General features: G+C 59.2%; 7 protein-coding genes. 6 read left to right on the top strand and 1 reads right to left on the bottom strand.

Annotation, left to right across the window (positions count from 1 at the left end; genetic code table 11):
- Nucleotides 1–100 precede the first annotated feature (100 nt).
- The gene (locus ABX298_RS08060; protein ID WP_008095055.1) at nucleotides 101–433 is read right to left on the bottom strand and encodes a multidrug efflux SMR transporter; all 333 of its coding nucleotides are present in this window, start codon (nucleotides 431–433) and stop codon (nucleotides 101–103) included.
- An 87-nt stretch (nucleotides 434–520) separates the two neighbouring features.
- Here ABX298_RS08060 and ABX298_RS08055 point away from each other — a divergent pair, with 87 nt between their 5' ends.
- The 6 genes from ABX298_RS08055 to ABX298_RS08030 all read left to right on the top strand — a co-directional run bounded on the left by ABX298_RS08055 (nucleotide 521) and on the right by ABX298_RS08030 (nucleotide 12,689).
- Complete coding sequence (locus ABX298_RS08055) at nucleotides 521–1,411, top strand: LysR family transcriptional regulator (protein ID WP_084785283.1); 891 nt, start codon at nucleotides 521–523, stop codon at nucleotides 1,409–1,411.
- 11 nt (nucleotides 1,412–1,422) lie between these two features.
- Nucleotides 1,423–2,694, top strand: a complete 1,272-nt coding sequence (gene waaA / locus ABX298_RS08050) for a lipid IV(A) 3-deoxy-D-manno-octulosonic acid transferase (protein ID WP_367394275.1) — start codon at nucleotides 1,423–1,425, stop codon at nucleotides 2,692–2,694.
- 238 nt (nucleotides 2,695–2,932) lie between these two features.
- The gene (locus tag ABX298_RS08045; protein WP_367394274.1) at nucleotides 2,933–5,080 is read left to right on the top strand and encodes a type I secretion system permease/ATPase; all 2,148 of its coding nucleotides are present in this window, start codon (nucleotides 2,933–2,935) and stop codon (nucleotides 5,078–5,080) included.
- Nucleotides 5,077–6,495: an HlyD family type I secretion periplasmic adaptor subunit gene (locus tag ABX298_RS08040; protein WP_054572162.1), complete on the top strand. Its 1,419-nt coding sequence runs from the start codon at nucleotides 5,077–5,079 to the stop codon at nucleotides 6,493–6,495. Before ABX298_RS08045 ends, ABX298_RS08040 begins: the two co-directional genes overlap by 4 nt.
- The gene (locus tag ABX298_RS08035) at nucleotides 6,496–7,263 is read left to right on the top strand and encodes a hypothetical protein (RefSeq protein ID WP_367394273.1); all 768 of its coding nucleotides are present in this window, start codon (nucleotides 6,496–6,498) and stop codon (nucleotides 7,261–7,263) included. It begins immediately after the preceding gene.
- A gap of 71 nt (nucleotides 7,264–7,334) precedes the next feature.
- Nucleotides 7,335–12,689 (top strand): S8 family serine peptidase, encoded by a 5,355-nt coding sequence (locus tag ABX298_RS08030; protein ID WP_367394272.1) that lies wholly within the window; start codon nucleotides 7,335–7,337, stop codon nucleotides 12,687–12,689.
- Nucleotides 12,690–12,721 lie beyond the last annotated feature (32 nt).

The raw sequence follows: 12,721 nt of genomic DNA, 5'->3' as shown, positions 1-12,721 counted from the left end.
TCGCCGGCAAGCCAGCTCCCACAGGTATGGCGTTGACCCTGCGGCCTGTATCAACTCTGTGGGAGCTGGCTTGCCGGCGATGAGGCCCGTACAGGCTGCCTCAATGCCCAGCAGTCTTCGAAAACAGCTGAATCACCACCACCCCACCCACGATCATGGCCATCCCCAGCATCGCTGGCACATCCAGCTTCTGCCCATAGATCACCAGCGCCGCCACGCTGATCAGTACAATCCCCAGCCCTGACCAGATGGCATAGGCGATCCCCACCGGAATACTGCGCACCACCAGCGTCAGCATCCAGAACGCAATGCCATAGCCAACCACCATCAGCAGCAACGGCAAGGGCGTGCTCAAGCCTTTCACCGCTTTCATGGACGCGGTGGCGATGACTTCGGCGCAGATGGCGATGGCGAGGTAGGTGTAGGCATTCATGGCGGGATCCTCCGGTAACTGGTCGGGCATTCTAGACGTAACCTGGATGGGGTAAAGTCATTACCTATCACTATTGGAGATAGGTCGATGGCCGAGCAGTGGAACCTTGAACAGTTGCGTACCTTCCTGCGTGTTGCCGAACTGCGCTCGTTCTCTGCCGTGGCCCGCGAGCAGCGCAAGGCCCAGTCGGCGATCAGCAGCGCGATCGCTTTGCTCGAAACCGACCTGGGGGTCACCTTGTTCGAGCGCAGCAGTGGCCGGCAGCCCAAGCTGACCGAGAACGGCAGCGCCCTGCTGGAAGATGCCCGCGAACTGTTGCGCCAGTGCGAGCGCCTGGATGGTCGTGCGTTGGCGCTGATGCGCGGGCAGGAGGCCTTGTTGCGGGTCGCCCAGGACGAAGCCATGCCCTACCAGCCGGTCATCGACAGCCTCGACGAGCTGGCCATCCGCTACCCGTTCCTGGAGGTGCAGCTGGCCAGCGGTGCCCAGGGCGATGTGGCGCGCAAGCTGGTGGAGCGGCGCGCCGATCTTGGCCTGTTCTTCCACCACGAGAGCATCCCGGCCTCGCTGGAACGGCGCGCCCTGGGCAGTGTGGAAATGGTCACGGTGTGCGCGGTCGGCCACCCGCTCGCCGGCGAAGGCCGGGTTACGCGGCAGCAATTGGCGCGCCACCGACAATTGCTGATTGCCCCGCAGCAAAGCGGCTACCCCGGCGGCGAAGCGATCAGCCCGCAGGTATGGCGCGCCGACAGCTTCTATGCCATGGCCGAACTGCTGATGCGCGGCCTGGGCTGGGCCTGGTTGCCGCGGCACGTGGTGCAGTATCCGACCTATCAGGCGCACATGGTCGAACTGGACAGCGAGTGGCGGCCACCGGCCTTGGTGGTGGAACTGGCCTGGCGCCGCGACGAGCCACTGGGGCCTGCCGCGCAATGGCTGGCCGAGCGCTTTGCGGTGCACCTGCGCGCGATCGGGTAAACTCCGCGGCCATGAACAGAACTCTCTATACCTTGTTGTTTCACCTGGGCCTGCCGCTGGTTGCGCTGCGCCTGTACCTCCGCGCGCGCAAGGCGCCGGCCTATGGCCAACGCATCGGCGAGCGCTTTGCTTTCAGGCTGCCGGCCATGCGCCGGGGCGGCATCTGGGTACACGCGGTATCGGTGGGCGAGAGCATTGCGGCGGCACCGATGGTGCGCGCCTTGCTCAAGGCCTACCCGGAATTGCCGATCACGCTTACCTGCATGACCCCGACCGGTTCCGAGCGCATTCGCGCCATGTTCGCCGACGAACCACGCGTGCAGCATTGCTACCTGCCCTACGACCTGCCCTGGGCCGCAGGGCGCTTTCTCGACCATGTGCAGCCGAAGCTGGGCATCATCATGGAAACCGAGCTGTGGCCCAACCACATCCATCAGTGTGCGAAGCGCGGTATTCCGGTGGCGCTGGCCAACGCACGCTTGTCTGAGCGCTCGGCCCGTGGCTATGGGCGCTTTGCCAGGCTGACCCGGCCGATGCTGGCCGAGATGAGCCTGATTGCCGTGCAGACCGAAACCGAGGCCCGGCGCTTCCGTGACCTGGGCGCGCGTCCGGAGTGCGTGCAGGTCACCGGTTCGATCAAGTTCGACCTGAAGATCGATGAGCAACTGTTGCCGCGTGCCAAGGCATTGCGTGAACAGTGGGGGGCTGCACAGCGCCCGGTGTGGATCGCCGCCAGCACCCACGAAGGTGAAGATGCGTTGATCCTGCAGGCACATCGGCAATTGCTGCAGGTGCATGGTGATGCCCTGCTGATCCTGGTGCCGCGCCACCCCGAGCGATTCGCTGCGGTGCATACGCTGTGCAGCGAACAGTTCACCACCGTGCGGCGCTCTGCCGGCACGCCGGTCGATGCGCAGACGCGGGTATTGCTCGGCGATACCATGGGCGAGTTGCTGTTCCTCTATGCCCTTGCCGACATTGCCTTCGTCGGTGGCAGCCTGGTAACGACCGGCGGGCACAACCCGCTGGAGCCCGCGGCGCTGGCCTTGCCGGTGCTGATGGGGCCGCATGTGTTCAACTTCCTCGAAATCAGCGCGATGCTGCGCGAGGCGGGGGCGTTGCAGCAGGTGGACGATGCCGACGGGCTGGCTGAAGCGGTGCGGCGGCTGGTCGAGTTGCCGCAGGACGCGCAGCGCATGGGCGAGGTGGGCAGGGCGGTAATGCGGGCCAATCAAGGGGCTTTGCAGCGGTTGCTCGATGGGCTGGGTGCCTTGATCCGTTGATTACCGACATATCCACTCAAATGCCCATTCTAGAGTGGATATGATTAATTTTAGTCATTCTTTCCTACGACACTAGGTATAACTTCCTACATTGGATTTATCGTCGATAGGAAATTTCCTACGAATATTGCTTTAAAGTCAGAAGTGTCCCACGCATCTGTCGGAGCCTTGTAGGACGCTTGTCCTATTGCTTCAGGCTAGTATCGCCTCATGTTCAGTTTTTATATGAGGTGGCGTGGTGCCTGATTTGTCTTATGGGTGTAATGCCAGCGCTATTGAAAGTGGGCTGGTCTGTCTGATCACGCTGGCGCGTTATCATGATATAGCCGTCTCTGCCGAGCAGTTGCAGCACGACCATGCACCAGCGGGTGAGCGATTCTCGACTGGCGCAATACTCCGGGCATTTCAGCAACTCGGTCTCAAGGCCAAGCACCGCAGCATCGATCCGAATCGGCTTAAGCATGCGCCATTGCCTGCCATAGCCGTGGATACGCGTGGTGAGTATTTCATCATTGCTCGCGCGGAAGGTGAGCAGGTTCTGGTGCAAGACCCAGGTTCCCGTGCACCACAAGCGCTGACCTTGGCAGAACTTGCCATGCGCTGGTCGGGAGAACTCATTCTGGTTCGCTCCGATGCCCAGTTGCCGCATGGGCTGTCGCGTTTCGATCTGACCTGGTTCATTCCGGCCGTGGTGAAGTACAGGCGGCTATTTGGCGAAGTGCTTGTTGTCTCCTTGGTCATTCAGATATTGGCGTTGCTGACACCTCTGTTCTTCCAAGTGGTAATGGACAAAGTACTGGTGCATCGTGGCTTGACCACACTGGATGTTATCGCCCTGGGCTTGTTGGTCGTGGTTCTATTTGAAACATTGCTGAGTGGTTTGCGTACTTATGTGGCAGCTCATACAGCGTCAAGGATTGATGTCGAGCTCGGGGCAAGACTGTTCAGGCACTTGATCGATCTTCCCGCCGCCTACTTTCAGGCCAGGCGAGTCGGTGACTCGGTTGCCCGAGTACGCGAACTGGAGAACATCAGAAGTTTCCTGACCAACAACAGTATCACGCTGTTGCTGGATGTAGTGTTCACGGTGGTCTTCATCGCTGTCATGTTCCTTTATAGCGGCTGGTTGACGTTGGTGGTCGTCGGCTCATTGCCTTTATATTTTCTCGTATCCCTGGTGGTTACCCCACTGCTGCGGGCGCGGATCGACCAGAGTTTCCAGCGCGGCGCCGAGAATCAAGCATTTCTGGTGGAGGCGGTGAACGGCATCGATACGCTGAAGTCGATGGCCGTGGAACCGCAGATTACCCGGCGCTGGAACAATCAGTTGGCTGCTTATGTATCGGCCAGCTTCAAGACCCAGAACCTTTCCAACCTCGCGAATGAGAGCGTAGGCCTGATCGGCAAGCTGGTCACGGTCGCCACGTTGTGGCTGGGGGCTCGCCTGGTCATCGACGGCGAACTCACGGTGGGCGAACTGATCGCCTTCAACATGCTGGCAGGGCGCGTCTCGCAACCCATTATCCGGCTGGCTCAACTCTGGACCAGCTTCCAGCAGACAGGCGTATCGATTCAACGCCTGGGCGACATTCTCAACACCCGTACCGAGGTCAACCAGGGCAAGGGTACGGTGCTGCCAGCACTAGCCGGGCAGATCGAGCTCGATCGTGTGTGTTTTCGCTACCGGCCGGACGGGGGCGAAGTCGTGCGCGATGTCAGCCTGAAGATTGCTGCCGGAGAAGTGGTTGGCATTGTAGGTCGCTCGGGGTCAGGCAAGAGCACGCTGACACGCCTGATCCAGAGGTTGTACTCACCCGAGCGGGGGCGGGTATTGCTCGACGGTGCTGACTTGGCGGTAGCCGATGTGGCTTCACTGCGTCGGCAGATCGGTGTGGTGCTGCAGGAGAACGTGCTTTTTCGGCGCACCGTGCGCGAGAACATTGCCCTTGGCAACCCGGCGGCACCGCTTGAAGAGGTCATCGCCGCAGCGACGCTGGCGGGGGCCCACGAGTTCATCCTCGAATTGCCGGATGGCTATGAAACCTTGGTCGGCGAGCACGGTGCCAGCCTGTCAGGTGGCCAGCGACAGCGCATTGCCATCGCCCGAGCGCTGTTCGGCAACCCACGCATCCTGATTTTCGACGAGGCCACCAGTGCACTGGATTATGAGTCCGAACGGATCATCCAGCAGAACATGGCGCGGATCTGCGCGCAGCGCACGGTGATCATAATTGCCCACCGGCTTTCGGCTGTACGTCACGCCGACCGTATCGTGGTCATGGAGCGCGGGCAGATCATTGAGCAAGGGCCTCATGACGAGTTGGTGGGCAAGCCACAAGGCACCTACGCCTATCTGTATCGGCTGCAACTTGGGGCTGCCGTATGAGCACGGCCTTCAAGGAGCTTTTCGAGCGCTATCGGGAAGCGTGGCGAGGGGCCTGGCGACAGCGCCGACGCATGGATGGCCCCATCCATGAGCCTGATGAGCTGGCCTTTTTGCCTGCGGCACTGTCCCTGCAGGAAACACCAGTACATCCCTTGCCGCGCTACCTGCAGTGGAGCCTGCTGACGTTCATCGGGCTGGCACTTGTCTGGGCTTGCATCGGTGAGATCGACGTCGTTGCCAGTGCCGAGGGCAAGATCGTACCCAGCGGCAGGAGCAAACTGATCCAGGCCAGCGAGGTCGCGGTGGTGCAGGCGATCCATGTCGTCGATGGCCAGGCAGTGCGCAAAGGCGATGCGTTGGTCGAGCTGGAAGGGCAGTTGACCGAGGCCGATGTAAAGCGCTTGGGCAGCGAACTGCTGGCGGCGCGGATCGACCAGGCACGAGCCAGCACACTGCTGAGTGCGCTGGACGGCGATGACGCGCCTGCTTCCCTGGCACCACTGATACCGCAGGCCACGGCCGCGCAGCAGGCAAGCGCGCAACGCTGGCTGGAAGGGCAGTACCTCGAGCTTCAGGCCACGTTGGAGCAGGCTGATGCCGAAATCGGTCAACGCGCTGCCGAAATCCGTTCTGCCCAGGGCCGGGCTGACGCGCTCCGGCAACTGCTGGTTATCACCCGCCAACTGACGGCGGATTACAAGCTTTTGTTCAGTGAATCGGCCGTGGCCAAGCACACCTACCTGGAAAAGGAACAGGCCCGCCTGGAGCAAGAGCGCGAACTGGCACTCCAGCGCTCACGCATCGACGAGTTGAACGCTGCACGGCTTGCTGCTCAGCACCGTCGAAGCGGTGCCATTGCCCAACTGCGCAGAGCCATGCTCGATCTTCACGGTGATGCGCAGCGGCGCATTGCAACCCTTGAACAGGAATTGAACAAGGCCGAGCAGCGCCATCGCCTCAAGGTCCTGACATCACCCGTTGACGGTACCGTCCAGCAATTGGCCATCCATACCCAAGGTGGTGTGGTTACACCCGCGCAGACATTGATGGTCATTGTGCCAACGGGCCAGCCGGTGGAAGTGGAAGTGAAAGTCGAGAACAAGGATATCGGCTTTGTGTATCCGGGGCAGCCGGTGGAAGTGAAAGTCGAGACGTTCACGTTTACCAAGTACGGGGTTGTGCCGGGGGTGGTGGAGAGTGTTTCTGATGATGCCATTGAAGATGAGAAGCGGGGGTTGGTTTATAGCGCTCGAGTCCGTCTGGGTAAAGAAATATTGCGTGTAGGAAAAAAGGATATGCCGTTGACGGCGGGCATGTCAGTGCGTGCGGAGGTTATTGTAGATAAGCGCAAAATTATAAGTTACTTCCTAAGTCCTTTGCAGCGGCATGTGCAGGAAAGTTTGACGGAGCGCTGAATGAATATCAAGAGACTGTTCTATTGCTTGTATGTGTTGGTTTGGAGTTCTCTAAGAGTTTGTGCCGCTGTGCTCTTGCTCGTTCCTGTATTGGCTGTAATTGATATGGTTTGGCAAGGTGAGCCTTGGAATAGGCGAGAGAGGATAACGGCAGATCCGATAGTATGCGGAAAATTATCGGGGGTGGTATATGAATTTCCTAGATCGTATTTTCCGTTCTGGCCGGAATACGAGGGCAAAAGTTCTTTTGATTCCGGATTTGTGAATAACAAGAAAGGCTGTGACGCAAATCTTGTATCTGTTTTTTTGTCAATGACCTGGCCTGGGCTTACTCCGGCGGATGACAGTCTGATCTTTCGGCAGGGCTTAGAACATGAAGGGCTGTTGGTCTCATACTCTCCTGTTGTGGGTAGGCAAGGCGACTTGCGCAATACACTGGATAGTCTGATGAGAAGCAGTTCGTCTGGACTAGTTGATCTTGCTAAGTTTGATGAAGGTGTCGGATTGTATAAGGTGAAAGGGCGTCATAGAGTATTTGAGAAAGATGAGCAATTATTTTATTGGGAGGGAGAATTAGATAGCCTTGGTTCGGTGGGGTACTGTAGTTGGCGGCCTCGGAAGCCTCATTATTATTATTGCGAAATGATTTACGTTTTTGAGGGTGATGTATTGGTTAAAGTTATAATGCGGCCTGATAAGTTAATGTATTGGTCGCAGATTAAGTTTTCATTGGAACGTTTTCTATTGAATAGTAAAAAAGCGAGGTAGCAATGGCTGCTCTAGTTGAGGGTGACGTAAGGCGTGCTCGTGAGATTTTTGAATCTCAGGGGCCTGGTGGTATGTACGACTACTTGGCAGGCAGGGGAGATAAATACGCGCTGCTCGCCAATGGAGTTGCTAAGGGTAACTCCATTGCTGGGCTTGCCGCGCTAGAGTTTATGAAACGCACTGAGCGTGATGCCGGACGCGTAATGGATGAACGGGACGTTCAGCTTGTGCGAGTGGAGATGGCAAAAGCCTATTTGGGCTTGCTTGAAGATAAAGTCAAGAGTGACTCGATTGGTGTCACGTTGGATCACAAGGAAGTTTGGGGGTTTCACAATGAAGTATTTGAGAAATTGGGCAGATCCCGAGACGCCTGGACGCTGAATTCTGTATTCGAGTTGATGGTGCCAAGCGATCGTGAAACATACTGGAGAAGCGTGCTTGACTCGGCTGGTAGTCCCGCTGGCGAGGTTTGGCTATCGATCGAAACCGATAGGAAATTGTCCACAGCCTCGGCGATTGCTCCGCAACACTTACGCCCTATGGCAAAGTACTGGCTAGAACGCATTGACTCACTCAGTGGCTTGGCATCGATTATTTATTCTGCTGCTGAGGCCACAGGGACCGGTATTGTCGGACTAGTATCCGACTTTATAGATGCGAATGAAACAGACGCAACAAACCCATCCCTTAAAATCGAAATCACCCCCGCAACCGAATCCCGTCGCGACCTCCAAGGCCAAGACGACATCCGCAACGACGTCTCCAGCGGCTACATCAACCGCCGCCTGACCCACAGCATCGCTTTCACCGACAGCACCCTCGACAACACCGACTTCACCTCCGCCCAGTTGGGCAGCCTGGCCACCGGTGGTATCCGCCCTGGCGAGATCCAGATCGACCCCAACGTGCGGCCGAACCAGCATCTGGCCCAGTTCTATCGGGACGGTAGCGAACAGCCGGACTTCAGCCTGCGTAATGCAGTGGTGCTCAACGGGCTGGCGGCGATGACCACGGTGAACACCTTCGTCGACCCTCTGTTACTCGATCTGAGCGGGCAAGGTGTGGGCTTGGCCGGTATCGAGGACGGCGTGCTGTTCGATGTCGATAACAGCGGTACGTTACGTCGTACAGGCTGGGCAGATCGTGTGACCGGCATGCTGGTACATGACAACGGCACCGGGCAGGTGAGCAACATCAGCCAACTGTTTTCCGAATACTACGGAGGCAAAGCCGGTAGCGATGGCAACTCCGGCGAAACACCGTTCAAAGATGGCTTCGCCGCCCTGGCAAGCGTGGACGCCAACGCCGATGGCGCTATCAACGTTGAAGATGCTGTCTGGGCACAATTGAAGGTTTGGGTCGATGGCAACCATGACGGGCGTGCCGATGCCGGAGAATTGAAGGCATTGAAGGAGCATGGCATCAGCCAAATCAAGCTCGGTCAGGTCGAGCCGGTGGGGGAAGCACGTCAGGGTAACCAGGTCCTCTCCCGCAGTGCATTCACCATCAATGGCGAGGACCGGGAAGTACTGGCGGTGAAGTTCCTCGCTGATACCGTCGGCAATCGGATCGAGGCCCAAGGGGGCGGTACGGTACTGACTTCATCAAGCGGGCCCACTTCGCGGCGGGCTTACATCAGCCAGAGTCCTCAAGGCAGCACTCTGGACGCCGCCGCGCTCGGCGTGGACACGCTGTACGGCGCCGCAGGCGATGATGTCTTGACCGCAGCCCCGGGCGGCAGCTGGCTGGTCGGCGGCGCTGGCAGCAATACCTATCACGGCGGGGCGGGCGATGATGTATTCGTGATCAGTGCCACTGACGACTGGGCGAACATGCACGGCAATGGCGGGCGTGACACGGCGCTGATCGTGGGGGAGCAGGGCGTTGGGCTGAACATGGCCAAGGCCGGGTTGACCATCGCGCAAGGAGGGCGGGGTAGGGACATCATCGCCAGCGGCGGTCAACGCGGAGTTTTCATCAAGGGCGGCTCGGGCGATAGCTTGCTGATCGGTGGCGGTGGCAACGATGTGCTCGTCGGTGGCAGCGGCCGCAACGACATCATTGGTGGTACCGGCAAGTCCGTTATCTACGCAGGCCCAAATGGGGATCGCATCCAGGCCTCGGCGGGCGGCAGCATTATTTACGCTGGTGGTGGCGCGGATCGGATTACGGGTGGGGCGGCCGATGACGTGATCGAAGCCGGTCGGGGCGATGCCACGATCGATGGAGGCGCGGGAACCAACTTGGTCAGCTTGCATGGTGCACACGACGAGTACCTGATCACGCGTACCGAATCGGGTCACCAGATCACCGACACCGTGGCGGGGCGAGACGGCCGCCTGACCTTGAGCAACATCCAGAAGCTCAGCTTCGCCGATATTGCCGCTATCGATCTTCTCGGCGCGGGCGCCATGCCAATCGGCGACAGGCTGTCGCCTGAGCAACTGGCTACCTTCACCACCACTGACACCGCGCTGATAGTCCCTGCGACGGCGCTGCTGGCCAACGACCAGCCATTCAATAGCAGTGGGCCGTTGCGCATCGCGTCGGTCAGTGCTGGCAAGGGCGCTACAGTGCGGCTGAACGAGCAGGGTGATGTGGAGGTCACGCCGTTGCCTGGCCATTACGGTGATGTCAGTTTCCGCTACGACCTGGTCGATGCGGCCGGTAACGCCTCCATGAGTGTTACCGAGGTGGGCAGCGGTGCATCGGCACCCTTGCGCGCGACGGTAACGTTGCGCCATGAGCAATCGCCTGGTGACCCGCTCTCTGGGCGGCAGTGGTATCTGGACGAGATCGATGTCGCGCCAGTATGGCGTGACTTCACGGGCAAGGGCGTGAGGATCGGGCAGTTCGAGCCTGGCGGTGAATTTGCCGTCGCGCCGGAAATCTTCGATATCGAACACCCCGATCTCAAGCCGAATATCGACCCCATCTGGCTGCAAACCCAACGTACCAATGGCACGCTGGCTGCCCTGGCGTCCAATCATGCCACCCAAGTGGCGGGTGTCATGGTTGGAGCGCGCAATGATCAAGGGGGAATCGGCATTGCCTACGATGCGAAGATCGGCGGGCACTACCTGGCCAACAAAGGCGACGACCTGACCAACCTGGGGCAAATGGTCAACTACGACATTGCCAACAACAGTTGGGGGTTCAAAAAGGACTTCGCATTGGGGAATGTTCCGGAAGGCAAGGTCGATACCGCATTGGCGCTCGCTTTCAGTACTACACTTGCGGCCACCAATGGTCGTGGCGGGCTTGGCACCATCGTCGTCGCCTCTGGCGGCAACCAGCGCGACAAAGGTGGTAGTGCCCAGGGCTCGCTGACTAACAACAACCGCCACGCCATCGAAGTAGCGGCGATCAATGCAAAGGCAGACCTCTCGGTGCTGCAAGCTGCCACTGCACCCTTTTCCAACCCAGGTTCCAGCTTACTGGTCGCTGCACCAGGAAGCCATGTGTTGTCCACTGGCGTCAGCCTTGAAGCGGAGCGCGGTGCATCGGTGGGCAGCGCCTATAGCACGACCCAAGGCACCAGTTTCGCTGCGCCGATTGTATCAGGCGTGGTGGCGTTGATGCTGCAGGCCAATCCGGGGCTCGGTTATCGGGACGTCCAGCAGATCCTCGCACTGTCTGCGCGCAAGGTGGATGACGCATCCACCCAATGGGCCTACAACGCAGGGCGCAACTGGAATGGCGGTGGCATGCACACCAGTCACGACTACGGTTTTGGTTTGGTCGACGCCCGTGCGGCTGTGCGACTTGCCGAGTCATGGGGTAGCCAGGCGACCAAGGCCAATGAACGGGTGCTGACCGCTGCCAGTGAGCCGCTTGCCCACCAAGTTGCGGCGGGGCAGGTCGCGACTTTGTCCTTGACCCTGCCGGCTGATGTGCTGGTGGAGCATGTGGAGGTCGATATCCATTCGATGGTGGGCCGTCTTGGTGACATGACGCTCACGCTGGTGTCGCCTGGCGGCACGAGGAGCGTGCTGCTCGATCGCACGGGCAAGGCACCGGGCTCCGGTGATGACGATCTGGGCGATTCGCGCTCAGGAGCGTTCAAATATGGGTTCATGTCGACCCATCATCGCGCAGAGCGCTCAGCGGGGGAGTGGAAGCTCGAGGTGCGCAATGCCGATGCTGGTTTGCCGTTGACACTCGATCGCTGGACGTTGCGCCTCGTTGGCAGCCCCGGCACCATCGATGATACTTATTACTTCACCGATGACTATGCGAACCTGGTGGCAGAAAACGCCGGGCGAGCGCTGCTTGACGACGCAATCAGCGGCACCGCTGGCGGGCGTAATACGTTGAATGCGGCTGCGGTAAGTCGCAGTATTTCGGTGGATTTGGCCAGTGGCAGTGCCAATATCGCCGGAGTGGCGCTGACCATAGCCTCTGGTTCGGTGCAGAACCTCATCAGTGGCGACGGCGACGATACCTTGATCGCTGGGCCCGCCGGGGCATTACTGGATGGTGGCCGTGGATACAACCTGCTCAAGGGCGGGGAGGGTACTGACCGCTATGTTATCCACAGGCGTGCAGCCGGAAACGATGTACTCGAGCACTTCGAAACTTCGCGTGAAGTGATCGATCTGGTCGGTTTTGGTGGTTTAGGGTTTGCTGACCTGCAGATGCGACAGGACGGCAATGCGGCTGTGCTAGACCTTGGCGATGGGCAGAAGCTCACGCTTGCAGACAAACCGATCGCCGAACTGCAGCCAGCGAACTTTCGCTTCCTTGACGCATTCGCTGCTGCGCCAGGTTACTTCGAGGGCAACCCTGAAGTGCAGACGTCGCCGCCTGCCAACGCGAATGTTCTGCTTACCGGTGGTGCAGATGGCGTGTCGCTTGCCAGCGACGAATCGGGGCAGTTGGTGGCTTCTCTGACAGGCACGATCTATGCCCCGCCAACGGTTGCGCCCAGCGTGTTCCTGGTGACAAAACAAGAAGGTGTGAGCGATTACAAGAACACCCTGCGGGGGTTCCGGCACGGTATCGACAAGATTGACCTCAGTCAGGTAGGCATCAGTCGCTTCGAGGATCTGCAGGTCAGCAAAGTCGAGCGCTTCATGCTCAATGACTTTGCGCAGATTCATGGTGTGGCTGTTGATACCCAGGCAGTGCCGGGGCAGGAAGGTATCGTGAATATACTGTACCTGGATGCGCTCGAAGTTGCGCAAGTGACAGCGGAGGACTTCATCTTTGCGCAGCCGGCAATAGTCACCTCTGAAATGGTTGCAATGCCTGAGGCCTTGGCCCTTTCAGCGGGGGCATCTCTGTTTGCTGTCGAGCACTCGCTGCCGAACCTGGGAAATCTTGTTGATGCAATGGCTGCGTTCGCCCCTGAGCCAGCTGGCTCTGCGCTGATCGGGGATATGTCGGTTCAACGCATCGACTCGACGATTGCCGTAGCCGCCTAGTCGCTGTCCTGTAGCGGCTGGAGTGATATTTG

The sequence above is a fragment of the Pseudomonas sp. X4 genome, assembly GCF_040784925.1.
Classification (GTDB): domain Bacteria; phylum Pseudomonadota; class Gammaproteobacteria; order Pseudomonadales; family Pseudomonadaceae; genus Aquipseudomonas; species Aquipseudomonas putida_Z.
Note: the sequence above shows the minus strand (reverse complement) of the source record. Positions and strands in the feature narration are given on the sequence as shown.